Source organism: Chitinophaga sp. 180180018-3 (assembly GCF_037893185.1).
GTDB lineage: Bacteria > Bacteroidota > Bacteroidia > Chitinophagales > Chitinophagaceae > Chitinophaga.
The window spans coordinates 314,990-332,012 of the sequence record NZ_CP140772.1 but is presented as its reverse complement, the minus strand read 5'-3'; the positions used below and the strand labels follow the sequence as shown (position 1 = coordinate 332,012).

At 46.3% G+C, this 17,023-nt stretch carries 13 protein-coding genes; 9 read left to right on the top strand and 4 right to left on the bottom strand.

All coding sequences use genetic code 11. The annotated features are described in order from the left end of the window. Positions 1-64: 64 nt before the first annotated feature. Positions 65-880: a 5'-nucleotidase, lipoprotein e(P4) family gene (locus tag UNH61_RS01365; protein ID WP_326990310.1), complete on the bottom strand. Its 816-nt coding sequence runs from the start codon at positions 878-880 to the stop codon at positions 65-67. A 90-nt stretch (positions 881-970) separates the two neighbouring features. Here UNH61_RS01365 and dprA point away from each other — a divergent pair, with 90 nt between their 5' ends. The 8 genes from dprA to UNH61_RS01325 all read left to right on the top strand — a co-directional run bounded on the left by dprA (position 971) and on the right by UNH61_RS01325 (position 12,071). Then, complete coding sequence (gene dprA / locus UNH61_RS01360; RefSeq protein WP_326990309.1) at positions 971-2,089, top strand: DNA-processing protein DprA; 1,119 nt, start codon at positions 971-973, stop codon at positions 2,087-2,089. Between the two features lie 219 nt (positions 2,090-2,308). After that, complete coding sequence (gene guaB / locus UNH61_RS01355) at positions 2,309-3,781, top strand: IMP dehydrogenase (protein ID WP_326990308.1); 1,473 nt, start codon at positions 2,309-2,311, stop codon at positions 3,779-3,781. 211 nt (positions 3,782-3,992) lie between these two features. Next, positions 3,993-5,603: an apolipoprotein N-acyltransferase gene (gene lnt / locus UNH61_RS01350; RefSeq protein WP_326990307.1), complete on the top strand. Its 1,611-nt coding sequence runs from the start codon at positions 3,993-3,995 to the stop codon at positions 5,601-5,603. Further along, positions 5,584-6,375, top strand: coding sequence for an alpha/beta hydrolase (locus UNH61_RS01345; protein ID WP_326990306.1), 792 nt, complete (start codon positions 5,584-5,586; stop codon positions 6,373-6,375). Before lnt ends, UNH61_RS01345 begins: the two co-directional genes overlap by 20 nt. An 18-nt stretch (positions 6,376-6,393) precedes the next feature. Beyond that, positions 6,394-9,006, top strand: coding sequence for a PKD domain-containing protein (locus UNH61_RS01340; protein WP_326990305.1), 2,613 nt, complete (start codon positions 6,394-6,396; stop codon positions 9,004-9,006). A gap of 64 nt (positions 9,007-9,070) precedes the next feature. Beyond that, complete coding sequence (locus tag UNH61_RS01335; RefSeq protein WP_326990304.1) at positions 9,071-10,999, top strand: gliding motility-associated C-terminal domain-containing protein; 1,929 nt, start codon at positions 9,071-9,073, stop codon at positions 10,997-10,999. Positions 11,000-11,033: 34 nt separating this feature from the next. Continuing rightward, on the top strand, positions 11,034-11,789 hold the full coding sequence (locus tag UNH61_RS01330) for an SDR family NAD(P)-dependent oxidoreductase (RefSeq protein WP_326990303.1): 756 nt from the start codon (positions 11,034-11,036) through the stop codon (positions 11,787-11,789). Positions 11,790-11,927: 138 nt separating this feature from the next. Further along, positions 11,928-12,071, top strand: coding sequence for a hypothetical protein (locus UNH61_RS01325; RefSeq protein WP_326990302.1), 144 nt, complete (start codon positions 11,928-11,930; stop codon positions 12,069-12,071). 113 nt (positions 12,072-12,184) lie between these two features. Here UNH61_RS01325 and UNH61_RS01320 read toward each other — a convergent pair whose 3' ends face one another. The 3 genes from UNH61_RS01320 to UNH61_RS01310 all read right to left on the bottom strand — a co-directional run bounded on the left by UNH61_RS01320 (position 12,185) and on the right by UNH61_RS01310 (position 16,121). After that, positions 12,185-13,396 (bottom strand): sialidase family protein, encoded by a 1,212-nt coding sequence (locus UNH61_RS01320; protein WP_326990301.1) that lies wholly within the window; start codon positions 13,394-13,396, stop codon positions 12,185-12,187. A 4-nt stretch (positions 13,397-13,400) separates the two neighbouring features. Next, complete coding sequence (locus UNH61_RS01315) at positions 13,401-15,683, bottom strand: TonB-dependent receptor (protein WP_326990300.1); 2,283 nt, start codon at positions 15,681-15,683, stop codon at positions 13,401-13,403. 66 nt (positions 15,684-15,749) lie between these two features. Next, on the bottom strand, positions 15,750-16,121 hold the full coding sequence (locus UNH61_RS01310; protein WP_326990299.1) for a hypothetical protein: 372 nt from the start codon (positions 16,119-16,121) through the stop codon (positions 15,750-15,752). Between the two features lie 268 nt (positions 16,122-16,389). Here UNH61_RS01310 and UNH61_RS01305 point away from each other — a divergent pair, with 268 nt between their 5' ends. Continuing rightward, the gene (locus tag UNH61_RS01305) at positions 16,390-16,944 is read left to right on the top strand and encodes an RNA polymerase sigma-70 factor (RefSeq protein WP_326990298.1); all 555 of its coding nucleotides are present in this window, start codon (positions 16,390-16,392) and stop codon (positions 16,942-16,944) included. The last annotated feature ends 79 nt before the right edge of the window (positions 16,945-17,023 follow it).

Sequence of the window (17,023 nt, the reverse complement as noted above, 5' to 3'; positions counted from 1 at the left end):
GGAGATAGTAAACGCGAATACAAATATCGCGACTATCTCCGCTCTTCTTCTTAATTCTTCTTTCTCAATTCTTAATTGTTCTGAGTTTGCTTTTCATAATTGAATCCTTCTCCTGCGTAGAAAGCTTATACTGAAAATTGTACAAAGCGCCTTCCCAGTCGCCATACATAGGATTGGGGAGAACGATGAATTTACTGCCGAAGTTCGGCGCAGCTCCGAGAGCGGCAGCATTCCTTTCTTCAAAAGGTTTCCCATCGAAGATAGCGGAGAAATCGCTCAGGTTGTCGCCGAAGAGCATCACGATATCGTATTGCTGTAATACCTGCAGGCGGCGGGGCTCTTTGCCTGAAGTCGTTGTTTTCAGCAGGAGGTGCTGATTATCTGCATCCGGGAAGTTATACTGTTGCAGATTTTTCAGGGTGGCAGCACGTTCGCTTTCAGCACGGTTGGTGATATAAAATACTTTTACTCCTTTAGATGCGGCATATTTAAAAAAGGCAGGTGCGCCAGGAACCGTGTCTGCAACGGCTTTGGCGGTCCATTCCATCCAGCTTTTATCATCGTATCCTTTTCCGGCCAGGGCTTGCTGAACGGAATAAGGACTGTTATCCAGTACGGTTTCATCGATATCTGTTACTACTGCCAGCGGCTTATTGCCTTTGGCAGTAAGGTATTGATCGAGCCGCAAAGCAGCCAGCTGATAGGCCTGCAGGCATAGGGCTTTATATTCGCCGGATTGTTGTTGCCACAATGCAGCCCATGCCGGGCCTTCCGGAATCAGTTGTGTATGAACTGTTTTCTTTTCCGCTACCGGAGCCGTGGTTTTACAAGCGAAGGCACTGGTGATCAGCAAACCGGTTAACAACCATTTCATCTTCATAGAAAAAAAATTAGTACGCACAAAAATAATTCATGTTGCAAACATAAAGAGCCGCAGAAAATTGTAAATTCCACAAAATAATTGTTTGTTATGCCCGAGGAATTAATGTACCAGATTGCATTAACCCGCGTTCCCATGGTTGGCGATGTAATTATCAAAAAACTAATTGAACATTTTGGTTGCGCCACCGATGTATTTAAAGCCGGTAAATATGAATTAACAAGAATTGAGACAGTAGGCGCCATAAGGGCCAGTGCCCTGCTTAGCTTCCGCGATTTCGATACCATTGGGCGTGAAATAGCCTTCATGGAAAAATACGGCATACAGCCTGTTTTTTGTACGGATCCGGCTTATCCAAGGCGCCTGCTCCATTGCCCCGACAATCCGGCGATGCTTTACTTTAAGGGCAATACGGATCTGAATCCTGCGAGAATAGTGAATATTGTGGGGACCAGATTTCCCACGGCTTACGGCAGGTCTGTTTGCGAAGCATTGGTTAATGCCCTGGCGGAGGCCGGAGTAACGATTGTCAGCGGCCTGGCTTACGGCATCGATATACTTGCCCATAAAGCTGCGCTGAAGGCGAATACGCCCACTATAGGTGTATTGGCGCACGGGTTAGACAGAATCTATCCGCCCGGGCACCGTCAGATAGCAGCCGACATGCTGGAACAGGGCGGGCTATTGACAGATTATCCCAGCCAAACCCAGCCCGACAGGCAGAATTTTCCCCGCCGGAACCGCATTGTGGCTGGTATCAGCGATGTAACGATCGTTATTGAAAGCGGGATTCGGGGCGGCTCACTCATCACTGCCGACCTGGCCAACGGCTATAACCGGGAAGTATGCTGTATTCCCGGCCGTATACAGGATACACAGTCGGCCGGTTGCAATGAACTGATCCGGCAAAATAAAGCAGTGCTTACTACCAGTGCAAACGACATACTGGATTTGATGGGCTGGCAGGAGAAGCCAGTGGATCTGAAAAAGGATGCATTGGCTCAACCACCACTCTTCCCTGAGTTTTCGGCAGATGAGCAACTGATCCTAGCCTTATTCCGTGAAAAATCGCCTATGCACCTGGAGGAGCTTTATTTGCGGTCCCGTTTATCGGGGAGCCAGGTAGCAGTAGCAGTCTTTAACCTGGAAATGCACCAGGTGGTGAAGAGTCTTCCGGGGCAACAGTACGAACTAACAGCCGGTTGGTGAATGCTGCCAAAGCGGGTTTATGATTAATGACCTGCGGATGACTTATCCGCGGATTCTCGCTGGTGGCTGTAAAGCAGGCGCCAACCTTCGTTCTGTTAATATTTAATTAACAAATCCCCCTGCCGGCTTCGCTATGCAGCGAGGTGAATATTTTATTTATTGTCTAAAAAGATGTACATTTGCGTGCAATTATTTTTATAACTGATTAATAATTGCATCATGCCTGCGGGAAAATCTAAACCCAAATTCGTAGCTGACGGACTTACATTTGATGATGTGCTCCTTGTACCGGCCTACTCAGAAGTTCTGCCTAAAGAAGTCAATCTCTCTACGCAATTAACAAAAAACATACGCCTTAATATACCAATGGTATCTGCCGCAATGGATACTGTTACTGAGGCTACACTGGCCATTGCGCTGGCGAGAGAAGGCGGTATAGGTATTCTGCACAAAAACATGAGCATTGAACGCCAGGCTGAAATGGTAAGGCGTGTAAAACGTAGCGAAAGCGGGATGATCATGGATCCGGTTACACTGAAAGGCGACGCTACTATCGGTGAAGCATTGCGGCTGATGAAGGAAAACGGCATTGGCGGTATTCCTATAATCGACGACAACACCAAACTGGTAGGAATCCTTACTAATAGAGATCTGAGATTCGAAAAAAATAAAAAGCGCCTCGTAAAGGATGTAATGACCAGCGAAAACCTGATCACTGCTCCGGAAGGCACTGACCTGAGAAAGGCGGAAAAGATCCTGCAACAATATAAAATTGAAAAGCTGCCTGTAGTTACCAAACAGGGCAAACTGGCAGGATTGATCACTTACCGTGATATACTGCAGCTGACCAGCTATCCTAATGCTGTAAAGGACGAATTCGGCCGTTTACTCGTAGGAGCTGCACTGGGTATTACCCCCGATTTGCTGGATCGTGCACAGGCACTGATCAACGTAGGCGTGGATGTAGTTTGCCTGGATAGTTCTCACGGACATTCCATCGCTGTACTCAACAGCCTGAAGAAATTAAAGAAAACCTTCCCGAAACTGCAGGTAATTGCTGGTAACATTGCCACTGCTGATGGCGCCCTGGCGCTTGCACAGGCAGGAGCAGATGCGGTGAAAGTAGGTGTGGGCCCTGGTTCTATCTGTACCACCCGTATTGTAACCGGTGCCGGTTTCCCTCAGCTTTCCGCAGTGATGGAAGCCTCAGACGCATTGAAAAAACTGGGTATCCCGGTAATTGCAGATGGAGGTATCCGTTATACCGGCGATATGGTGAAAGCACTGGCAGCAGGAGCTTCTACCATCATGGCCGGATCTATTTTCGCCGGAGTGGAAGAAAGTCCCGGAGAAACCATCATCTACGAAGGACGTAAATTCAAATCCTACCGTGGTATGGGCTCTATCGAAGCGATGCAGGAAGGTAGTAAAGACCGTTACTTCCAGGACGAAGATGATATCAAGAAACTGGTTCCGGAAGGTATCGTAGGCCGTGTCCCTTACAAAGGCATGCTGTCTGAAATCGTACAACAGTTTGTTGGCGGCCTGAGAGCAGGTATGGGCCTCACTGGTTCAAAAGATATCAAGGCATTACAGGGAGCGCAATTCGTTAAGATCACCGCTGCTACTGTAAAAGAAAACCACCCGCATGATGTGGTGATCACTAAGGAAGCGCCGAATTACAGCAGATAATATGGAGAATAGAGAATGACGAGTGAAGAATTAAGAATGGTATAGATCAGTAATAAACGTACTTTTCCCAAGAGTATAAATAAAAACGTCCGGTATAACTGCCGGACGTTTTGCTTTTCATTATTTCTTCATTGTCCTTATCATCTCAATTCGTAATTCTTATTTTCCGCACTTATCTTCGCTTTAATTCTTCATTCCTAATTTCTAATTCTTGAAAAAGCCTTTTATACTACTTAGTATTCTCTCTGGTTTGCTCTTCTGGCTGGCCTGGCCTACCATGCCTTTGACACCGCTGATATTTGTAGCATTTACTCCGTTGTTGTATATCAGTGAGAAAGTACATAACAGGTGGAAGTATTTCGGGCTTATTTATCTGGCGTTTCTGATATGGAATGTGGCCTCTACCTGGTGGGTAGGAAATACAACGGTTCCTGCCAGCGGAGTATTTGCCAATACCTTCAATGCCCTGCTGATGAGCATTCCCTGGCTGGCTTACCGGAATACACGGAAAAGATTGTCTGAAGCAGCCGCCTGGTTTGCATTAATTGTATACTGGCTTACCTTTGAATACATCCATCAAACCTGGGAACTCAGCTGGCCGTGGCTGGTGCTGGGCCACGCATTTGCCATCCGGCCGGGATGGATACAGTGGTACGAGATAACGGGTACCAGCGGTGGCTCGTTGTGGGTTTTACTGACTAACATCCTTATTTACAGCATCTGGAAACGGGCCCGTATACACGAATTTTCATGGAAACAGGTATTAACCCGGGAGCTCTGGAAACCGGCGTTACTGATCGGACTACCACTGCTCTTTTCTGCTATGATGGTCCCTACGGTCAGCAAAGGCAGGAAAACAGAGGTAGTGGTGGTACAACCCAACATAGATCCTTACGACGAGAAATTTGCTACCGGCACCGTGATGGATCAGCTGCAAATATTTCTGAGGCTGACAGCCGAAAAAGCCGACAGCAATACCCGGTATATCATCTGGCCCGAAACAGCCTTGTTTCCGACCGGAGCCTGGGAGCATGAACTGAATTATCAGCCGGAAATAACTGCGATCAGAGAACTGCTCCGCCACTATCCCAAAGCCAAACTGATCACCGGTGCAGCCACCCTCAAGCACTACAACAACACCGACGATATTCCCGCTACCGCGCGGCAAATGAACGACGGCTCCCGCTGGGATGCCTATAACAGTGCACTTCAAATAGATACTACTCCCGGCATACAGATTTATCATAAATATGAACTTGTGCCCGGAGCAGAACTGGTTCCCTATGTGCGCTATTTTTCTTTTCTGAAAAGCGTGGCACTTGATTTTGGCGGCATCACCGGCAGTTATGGCCGGGTACCGGGCGTAGAAATGTTCACCAACCCGGCCGACAGTGCGAATGTTTTCCCGGTTATCTGCTATGAATCTGTTTTCAGTAATTATGTTGCCTCCCGCATCAAACAGGGAGCTAATCTGTTGGTTATTATCACCAACGACGGATGGTGGGGAAATACAGAAGGCCATCGTCAGCATTTGCAGTATGCACGTATCCGTGCCATAGAAACACGGAAATGGGTGGTTCGCAGTGCCAACACCGGTATATCAGCAGTCATAAGCCCGGCAGGAGAAATCTTTCAGCCGCAGCCTTACTGGCAACAAAGAGTTTTCAAAGCAACTGTAACCCTGAACGGGGGAAATACGTTCTATGTCCGGAATGGCGATTTGGTGTCGAAAGCAGCTTTAATATTTTGTATCTTGTTACTGATACATGCTTTTATTTCACGATTTATTCCCGGGTTAAAAAATGCGGAAATCAATCAATGACGGAAACATCACCTGGCTGGATGAAGGTGAAGGCGTTGCAGTAGTACTCATACACGGTTTTTCGGAGAATTCGGCTCTATGGAACAAACAAATAACTACGTTAAAAAACCATTGCCACCTTATTATTCCTGATTTACCTGGAACGGCCGCTGCGCCTCTCACAACTCCCCTGTCTATCGAATCTATGGCGGAGTATGTTTATTCCATCCTGCTGGCAGAAAATATTAAAGAAGCTATCCTCATTGGCCATTCTATGGGTGGCTATGTTGCATTGGCGCTGGCTGAAAAATATCCCTCACTGGTAAAAGGCCTGGGACTTTTTCATTCCACCGCTAAACCCGACAGTGAAGAGAAAAAAGAAGGCCGGCGCAAATCCATTAAGATGATGGAAGAATATGGTGCTGAAACTTTTTTACGGCAAATACTGCCTAATATGTTCAGTCCATACAGCAAAAATGAGCATCCCGGGCTGGTAGACGATTATGTAAAGATGTGCCTCGAATGCCAGTTACCGGCGCTAATTGCCTGGTATGAAGCAATGGCAGCCCGACCAGACAGAACCAGTGTGCTCAGCAGTTTGCGGAAACCGGTTTTGTTTATCATAGGAAGTGATGATAATGCTGTGCCGCTCGACAATATTTTACCGCAGATCACACTACCTTCTACCAGTAGTGTACATATTTTTAATAACGTGGGCCACATGGGTATGTGGGAGATCACTACAGAAAGCAATGTGATCCTGGAACAGTTTATAGCCTTTTGTCAACTATAATCTTAAACTCAGCTTGTTGTGAGAAAACTGACTGTCATCCTGCTATGCATGGTGTGCGCCCTCAGCGCACATGCCAGTCATATCATTGGAGGTCAGGTATATTACAGATATATCGGAGGTAATCAGTATAGTGTTACACTGAAGCTATACCGCATCTGTGGTATCGGAAGTGAAAATACTGCGGCAATGCCTACCCAGGTTATATTGACTGCATTTAATAAAGACGATAACAGCCAGGTAGGACAGAGCACTGTAGACCGCAGTGATTTTATAGAGAAACAACTGGGGCAGGTAGATCCCTGTATCGTCAACCCTCCCCAGATCTGTTACCAGATAGGTACTTTCACCACTACATTCACTTTACCTTCCAACAATCAGGGCTACACCGTTGCCTTCCAGAGTTGCTGCCGCAGTACTGACCTTGTCAATATCGTTAATGAACCCATTCCCGGCGACCGGTTGGGTAACCTCGGCACAGGCGCCACCTATTTTGTGGATATTCCTGGCGCCGCCAGTGGCGTTACCGGGAATTCCAGCCCGCAGTTTAACAAAGAAGAGGCTACCCTCGTTTGCTCAGGAAAGAAATTCACCTACGATTTTTCAGCTTCAGACCCGGATGGAGATCAACTGCAATATGAATTCTGCGATGCCTATAAAGGAGGCAAAACCACCGAGCCAAACAAACCGCCTCCACCAGCGGTAGCGCCACCCTATAGTTTCGTTTCTTATATCAGCCCGTTTTCCGGATCACAGCCCCTGGGAAAAGATGTGGTGATAGATCCTAAAACGGGGATTATTTCCGGAATTGCCCCTCCACCCGGTAAATATGTGGTGACTGTTTGTGTGAATGAATACCGCAACGGAAAACAGATTGGCACGGTGCGAAAGGATTTTCATATTACCGTGACCACCTGCGTTAAACAGGTAACCGCTGCGATGCCGGATAAATATTCGGATTGCAGCAGCTTAACCGTCACGTTCCTCAATAACAGCACATTAGGTAAGCCCTATTTTTGGGATTTTGGAGATGGCACTACGCAGGAGACCACCAGTGCGGCGCCACTGCAACATACTTATGCGCAGGAGGGTATTTATCCTGTAAAGCTCTATGTAGATAAAAACAGTAATTGTGGCGACAGTGCTACCGCAACAGTGTATGCGTTCCCCGTATTCAAAACAGACTTCACTGCCGCAGGGCTCTGTGCCAATAAAGGCACCCAGTTTAACTCTTCCCCTACCCGTTCGGATGCCGGTGCTATTGCCTATTACAAATGGGATTTTGGCACCGGAGATACCTCCAACCTGGCCAATCCCAACTATCTGTATAAAACGCCGGGTACCTATGTAGTATCCCTGTATGCCCGCAATGTGAAGGGCTGCGAACAAACGGTAACAGATACGCTGATTGTATACGATAAACCACCGTTTAACGCTATTTCTGATACACTGCTTTGTGCCAAAGACAGCCTGCAGATGTGGGCCAATAGTCCCATGCAGGGATCGTTCGCCTGGACGCCCGACAACTATTTTATCCTGTATCCGAATACTGCTAACCCGATCGTTTTTCCACGCAAGACAGTCACCTACCGCGTGACTTTTACCGACATGCAGCAATGTGTTAATACCAGGGATATAAAGGTAGATGTGAGAGATACCATCTATGTAACCAGTACTCCCGACAGCACTGTTTGTACCAACGATGAAATCCATTTACATGCTGTTGCAGATGGCAAATATGCTTTCCGGTGGAAGGAACTTCCGCAGAACAGGGTAGTATCGCAAACCGCAGATGCCGTGGTGACGCCTGCGCCACCCCGGCAGAGTTATGAAATAGAAGTATCCCTCGGCAAATGCCATAGTGCTGATACGATGGCGCTTAAAGTAGTAGATCCCCCCAAAGCTACCGCAGCTCCCGATACCACGGTTTGTTTCGGCGTTCCGGTAACACTCCGAGCCAGTGGAGGCGCCTACTACCGGTGGTCGCCCCCCTTCTACGTGGATAAATCCACCTCCGCTGTAACCATTGGCCGGCCGGTTGATACTACCCTGTACACAGTAACGGTAACGGATACACTGGGATGCCCCAAACCTGTTACTGCTACTGTCAAAGTAAATGTGGTGCCGAAAGTGCGCGCTTTTGCCGGCAACGACACCATCATCATGCTCAATACGCCTTTCCAGCTCAACGCCAGCGGAGGTGTAAGATATACCTGGTCGCCCCCGGATGGATTGAACAACAGCAATATTTATAATCCGGTAACTACGTATAACCGCGACATTACATATACCGTTACCGCCTATACGCAGGAAGGTTGTTCGGGTACAGCTGATATTTTTGTTCGTTTTATCAAAGGGCCGGAACTCTATATACCTAATGCATTCTCTCCCAATGGCGACGGCGTAAATGATATTTTCCGGCCACTTCCGGTGGGGATTGTGAAACTGGAATATTTCAGGGTGTACGATCGCTGGGGAAAATTGATGTACTCCACCACTGAGTACATGAAAGGTTGGGATGGCACTGTAAACGGGCAACCGGCCGCAATAGGGACATACGTATGGATAGTGCAGGGGAAGGATGTTAGCAATAACACTATTCAGCGCAAAGGCACCGTAACCCTCGTAAGATAAAGTTGCAGGAATTGAACCGGATCTGCTGTTTTTTTGTTAAATTAAGATAGCAGTAATCCCCATCATGAAGAAAGCAGTTTTTCTGATATTGAGCTGCTGCTTCTTTCCTGTTCTTGCAGCTGGATATCATATCATAGGTGGCGAGATTTATTATAAGACGTTAGGAAGAAATGGAGATAATACCCGCTACCGTTATCTCATCACCCTCAAGCTATATCGCGACGCAGACTTTACCTGTGGCGACCGTCAAGGTTGTATCGACAGATTTGAGAATCCCGTTACAGCAAATGTATATACCGCTTCCGGTGGCAAAGTTTTATCTGCCTACCTCTACATTGACCATACCCTTCCGCTGATTGATACGCTGAAAAATCCATGTCTCGCCCCGCAGGCGCAACACCTGGAGGTAGCATTCTACAATGCTTCTATTGAACTTCCGCCTATTCCCGGCGGATACTATATTTCCTCGCAACGTTGCTGTCGTGGCGAAAAGCTGAGTAACATCTACGATTCAGAACATGAAGGTTCCACCTACTACACCACCATACCAGGCACGGAAAGCAGGCCTAATAACAACAGTGCGTACTTCAATAAAGACACCGCCATTGTTATATGCAACAGCGTACCATTCCGGCTCAATTATGCCGCCTATGATGAAGATGGCGATAGCCTTGTCTATCATCTGTGCAACGCATTAACAGACGGTAGTGGCCGGGCCAATGAAAATAATTCTGCCACTCCCCCGCCCTATAATACCACCGTACGCTATATTCCGCCTTATAATGGCAGTAATCCAATGGCGGGCAATCCCGGGCTTTCCATTTCTGCCAGCGGCATCATCACATGTACTCCAACAGCAGCAGGTAAATACGTGATTACTGTTTGTGTGGATGAATATGATCCTGTCAGCAAAACTTTCCTGGGCACACATAGTAAAGACATACTGCTGACTGTATTCAACTGCCAGACAAACATTACCGCCATTTTCCCACCGGTGCTGAATAATTGCACACAGGATCCTTCGCTGCAGATCCCTGTCAGCAATTCCAGCATGGCGGGTTTTACATCTACCTACTACTGGACCTTCGGAGATGGTACAGATACGCTGACCAAAGACAAAACACTGTTCTATCATCAATATCCTGATACCGGTGTATATCACGTTAAGATGGTAGTAAATCCCGGACTGAGCTGTAGCGACAGTGCTACCGGCATTGTCCGCAATTATCCGGGATTGAAAGCAGGATTCACTATCAGCGGCCTCTGTAAAGGCGATCCGATACAGTTTACGGATACCTCTTCTTATCTGTACGGACATATTACCAGTCATGTATGGAGCTTTGATCTGGCCGACAGCCTGATTACTGCCGGCACGCAAAAAACGCTGGAGCATGTATTTACTAAAGGAGACGTATATACGATTTCCATGAAACTGCTGACTGATAAACAATGCGAAAAAACGATCGTTGAAAATGTAAGGATCTATGAAGTGAATCCTTTTGCCGGACACGACACCATTCTGGCCCGAGGGCAGCAGCTGGTCATGCAGGGCAGCGGAGGCGAATTTTATAGCTGGACGCCATCTGCCGGCCTGAGCAATCCGATGATCGCCAATCCTGTCCTGAACTACAACCAGGATATATCGTATACATTGCGTGTATCCAATCAGCAGGGATGCTTCGGCTATGCCACTGTGAATGTAAAATACTATACTGGCCCGGAGTTGTATATTCCCAATGCGTTTACTCCAAATGGCGACGGACTGAATGATCGCTTCCGGTTTATACCGGTAGGTATTACCCAATACAAATACTTCCGCATTTACAACCGCTGGGGCGTTGAAGTATATTCATCCACAGATTTCCGCACAGGCTGGGATGGCACTTACAAAGGCAGGCCTGCACCTGTAGACACCTACATCTGGATCTTAAAAGGTACGGACTTCAACGGGAAAGACATCACAAAACAGGGAACCGTTACCCTTATCCGCTGAACCTTAGTAAATTTGCACCAAAAAACTGCATATCATGGGAATTGTTCTTATCACCGGTGCTACTGCCGGATTTGGTCAGGCTTGCGCAACTACGTTTGCTGGTAAAGGTTACGACGTGATAATAACCGGCAGACGCAAAGAAAGACTGGAAGCATTGCAGACCCAGCTTATCCAGGAATTTGGTATCAATGTGCTGGCATTAAATTTCGATGTAAGAAAAGAAGAAGAAGTCAATAGCGTATTGGGGAACATTCCGGAAGAATGGAGGAAAATCGATGTGCTTGTGAACAATGCCGGGCTTGCAGCAGGGCTTGGCACCATTGATGAAGGCGATACAGCAGATTGGGATGCCATGATCGACACCAATGTGAAAGGGCTTTTATATGTATCCCGCGTGGTAATTCCATGGATGCGTTCCCGTACTAAAGGTCATATCATCAATATCGGTTCTACCGCTGCCAAAGTGGTATATGCCAAAGGAAACGTTTACTGCGCTACCAAAGCTGCCGTGGATGCTATTACCCAGGGAATGCGGATAGACCTGTTGCCTTACCGGATCAAGGTAACGGCGGTACATCCGGGCGCTGCAGAAACTGAATTCTCTCTCGTAAGGTTCAAGGGTGATGAAGACAAAGCTAAAGATGTATACAAAGGATTTATTCCGTTAACGGCCCAGGATGTAGCGGATGTGGTATACTACTGTAGCAGTCTTCCTCCGCATGTTTGTATTAACGACCTGGTAGTGACGCCTTTACAGCAGGCGAACGCTTACTACTTCGATAAAAAATAGCACATTGATGTGATTTCAAAGGTAAGTGATAGTTTTTATATTTGAAAAAATCAACATATTTTTTACATCTGAGCAATTGTATGTAAAAGATTGGTGCCAACTGAACTAAGACTATCCTGAACTTGAAACCATATCCCTATGCTTACATTTATCACTATGTACTTGCTGCGTCTGTACTATCCCAGATGGAAGGACGAATGGCGTTTCTACTTTGGCAATTCCCGCAAAGGCCATTATGGACGATGGGCTGCGGCGCAGGGATTGTACCTGGAGAGAGCCTAAGACTGAATTAAGAATTGAAAAAGAAGAATTAAGAATAAAGGCAGAGATAGTAGCAACGTTTGCATTCGTGTTTACTATCTCTGCCTTTATTCTTAATTCTTCTTTTTCAATTCTTAATTCAGTCTCAACATCCTTACTACCACTTCACTGCCCTTGGGTGTTCTTTTCTTATACGCCACCAGCACAGCTTCAGGGTTTAGGGCATTTACTACAGGGAAATTGGCGTAAGTGCTGTCAGCTGTCAGGTAACCGGTGTTGATTGTTTTGCCTTCGGCTGATTTATACTGAAAGCCAATACGGCTGTTGAAATCATTTTTCCATTTTACTGGTTCATCCCACGTTATCATTACTTCGTCGCCTGTGGTAGTCATTTGCGGATGCCTGGCCATAGGCGATTTTCCGAGTGATTCTTTCTGCGTATAGGTTTTACCGTTATCTGTTGAGCGGCAATAGAAAGCTCCCTGTCCGCCTCCCATCGTGAACCAGGCGAAATGCAGTCCTTTGCTGTTGGCGGTCATGGCAGGACCCGTGTGAGGACATCCGTTCACCACCCAGTTATCGGCGCTGATGCGCACAGGCGCAGAAAATGTTTTGCCCTCATCCGTTGACACCTGATGTACCATATCACGAATGGAGTCGTTGATGATATCCCGGTATGCCAGATGAACGTTCCCATCGGCCGACACGTACAGTTTGGTGCGGCAACACTGGCAAGTGGTAGCAGCCACCGGGCGTGCCTCCCGGAAGCCGCTTCCACTCCGGGTAGTACTGAAATAAAGCGTAGAGCCTTCTGCGTTAGTATCTTTTCGGTTATCGAGCCATATAGCGGCGGCCTCTCCTCCCGGCAGCAACGCCAGATCGAAATAACGCTGATCGTAACCGGCTGTATCGGTAACAAGTGATACGGCGGGCTGCCAGGTTTTCCCATTGTCGCCAGACAGGGTATACATCACTTTACCGGCGTACTTATTCCGCGGATCATTTGCTTCTATACCAAACATAGCCACCACACGGCCTCCCGGCATAAACAGCATCTTCGGCAGATTTTCATCATGCGGATATACTCCCGCTGAAGCGGCAATCTGAACGGGATCAGAAAACGTATATCCATTATCGTTAGATACTGAATAGTATACATACCCTGTGTTCCCATTCTTTGCTTTTTCCACCCAGCAGACCACAGGTTTTCCTGAAGTATCTTTAGTAAGATAAGGACAGGAGGCTTCCATCTCAGCGTGAGATAGTACCAATTCATTGCCCATCTCCACACGTCCTTTACCACAGGCACTTATCAACACTAATAATATAAACGGTATCCATTTCATGTTGCTACTTTTTTCCGGTGAACGTATAAGCTACTCCGAAGTTGAATGTCTGTCGCGGGCCTATTCTATAGGTTTTTCCATAAGCAGATTTCTCTGCAGTAGTGGCATATAACTGATCACCGATATTCATACAATTCAGCCAGCATTCAAATCCTTTCCAGGCATATCCTGCCCGGGCATTGAAGAGATCGTAACCGTTGTAAACAGCAGTGTTTGCGGGGTCCATATAGTACTTCCCGATATGCTGCCATTCGGCACCTATCCTGAACCCTTTCAGCAACAAAGGTTTCCAGGTAACTTCTGTATTGGTGATCCAGCGTGGCGCACCATTCATCTGGTTATTATTATATACTTTACTACCATCTGCATATGCCTTGAACAGATGTTCTGCGTATGTACCGCTGGTGCGGATAAATAAACTACGTATAGGCGTATACTTTATATTCCATTCCACACCGCTATGGGTAGTAGCTCCTGTGTTCCGGTTTTCATACATGCCATCTGCATTTCTCACACTTATTATCTCATTGCTGCCATTCATCCGGTATATGCTGAGATCTGCATACCCTTTCTTTCCTGCAAACGCAAACCATCCACCAGCTTCGTAGTTCTGATAAGTGGCTGATTTCAGCACCGGAACTTTTACACCGGTATATAATTCCGAGATATTAGGCGGCGCAAATCCTACACTATAGTTAGCATATAATCCTCTGCCATTGCCGAGGTCGTATGTCAATCCCAGCTTAGGTGTTAGTGCATTAAAGTTATTGCGTTCGCTGGGAGCGCCTGTATAAGCTGATGGAGTAAGATGATTGACAAAGTTATAGTCCATCCGGTCGTAACGCAATGCGGCCACCACTTTCATATGCTGCAGGGGTGAAAACTCGAACTGTGTATACACGGCACTATTCAGTAGTCCTACCTTGTAATCTGTCAGCAGCGAATCGGTATTGCGGTAGCTAACATAGTAACCGGCGGGATCTTTCGTAATATCTATATAGTTAGCGACATAGGTAGCCGGACTAAAATCGGCGCTGACACCTGTTATCAGGGCTGCGTCTTTCCATGCAAACTGTTGTCTGTGCTGAGCAATTACGCCGTAACTATTGAAACCGTCGCTGTTGATCTGGCCATTGGCTTTCAGGGTTCCACGGATATCTTTTATTGAGTAAAAAGGATTCTGACCAATAGTATTGTTACGGAAAAATAAAGTAACGCTGGTGTGGCTGTTGCTGTTCCATTCATGTTCCAGCGTACTACGCACCCGCAACGCTTTTACCTCGCGGTAGGTAAATGTCTGGAAGTTCTTATAATCCCTGGCAAAGAAGTGCGTACTATCAAGCCCTCCGGTCTGATCAGTTTTGTAATTGATCAGTGTAACTGCGTTCGTCCATTTATCTTTTGTATCGACCTGGTATTCCAGTTTACCTGTCAGCGCCAGTTTATGAAAGTTGCTGTGATCCATATATCCATTCTGTTGATCAGCGTAATAACCACTTACATTAAAGCCAACCTTACTAACGGTATTGGATATACTAAAATCTGTTCTTTTATATCCCCAGTTACTTGCTTCGAGCTGAATTCTGGCAGTAGGCACCAGCGTGGGCGAAGCAGTAATGAAATTCACAGCCCCGCCTACTGCCTCGGAGCCATACAAAGAAGAAGCAGGTCCGCGGATCACTTCAATGTTTTTCAGCGCAGCCATATTGATTTCAATGAGTGCATTATGATTAAAATCGCCGATGGTGCGGATCGGAATGCCATCTTCCAGATAGAGGAACAGACTTTTATAACCAATAGGCTGACGGATAGCCATGGTGTGCTGTTCATTTCCCAGGTCTACCATATATACGCCACTTACTTTATTCAGTACTCTGTCGAGGGTAGTGGCTTTGGTTTCATTCAGCGTTTGGGCAGAAATGGTACTGATAGCCACCGGAGCGTCTGAACGTCGCTGCTTATCCCGGGAGGTGGATACCACCAATTCATTCAGGCTGGTAGTACTTGCCGGCAGATAGATTACCGGCAAAGCTGCTGCCTCTGCTGCGGTCAGCCGCCTGGTGAGATAGCCTACATATGATATTTCTATTGAATCAGCGGCGGCGGCTGGCAGCACGAATTTTCCCTGCGCATTGGTATTACATCCTGTGGCAGTATGCAGCAGGTGTATATTCACGCCGGGCAATGCCTCTTTAGTCAGGGCATCAGCCACACGCCCATGCAATTGCTGTGCATAACTATTACAAACAGCCATACACGCAATGATGAGTAAACAACATTGTTTCATGTAAATAAATCATTAGCTATTCGCGTAAAAGCGAACAGGATTAATCAGGTAGTATAAGGTCCATTATCAGGCTACTACCAGCTGCGGCGGGTGAAATATTGATGAGGAGCGCTTGCTCAGGCGGGGAGCCTTGTAATAAGAGATAAAGGAGAGTTGATTATCGGGAGATGAAATACTGAATGATTGTATCGGATCTACAAACATTACTTCATATTTATCTTTCCCGTTATTGTTATTTTTTTCCGGCTGTGTGTCCTTGTCCAATTCTTTCTTCAGATGACAATGCCCGTTACAATGCATCTGCGGCTTGTCTCTGTTCACACATAATTCTTTGGCAATATATGTTTGATTCACCTTAAACTGCATGACAATCAGGCTCTTGCTGAAGTTTTGCAACAGCAGGCCGAAGAGAATGCATATGAGAGAAAGGTGCTTCACGGGTGCGAAGTTAGGAAAGAATTAGGAATTGGGAATCAAGATTTAAGAATAAAAAATAAAAAGGGAGGGCGCCAGGATCACGGTTGTTGTTCCTGGTTACAACGTTGTTTTTGTATCCTCTTAAAAAAATTAGGCGGCTAATAATTATTAATTGTATATTAGACAATTAATAATAACAGCGTATAGCACAGGTGTAAAAATCAATCTGCAGCAGGTGATTTTTTTCCGGGGATAGGGCAGGTTTCACGTTTATGTTAATTTTCCACTTATGAATGGTGTGCATTTTCAACAATATGCAGACGATGTTCTATTAAACTTGCTTATAGAAGGCAACAGGGAAGCTTTTGATGTGATATACCTGCGCTATTGGGAACAACTTTACTTTTACCTGGTAAAAGCCATCAAAGACACCAAAGAGGCGGAAGATATTCTACAGGAAGTATTTGTGTCGTTATGGAAACGGCGCCATAACCTGGGTAACATCACATCGTTGTATACTTATCTCTTTTCCTGTGTGCGATATGGAGGTTTCCGTTATATCCGGCAGCAAATGAAAAAGGACTCCTTCCGGAAGTCGTGGGGACTCCTGTTTTCAGAAGCAGACGATGTGTTTGAACGGCAGCTGGATGCCAATGAATTATCGCACATGGTGAACCAGGAAATTGACAAACTCCCCCTGAAGATGCGGGAAGTATTTATCCTGAGCAGGAAAGAAGATCTTTCCAACAAAGAAATTGCCCACAAACTCAACATCTCCGATAAAACAGTGAAGAAACAAATTAACAATGCCCTGAAATACCTGCACCTGAAACTCAATGTGTAATCACTGTTGCGACGAATAAAAAAATATCCAAAAAAAAACTTCCCTTCTCCTACTACCAAAGTTTCTTTTCAGACACTAC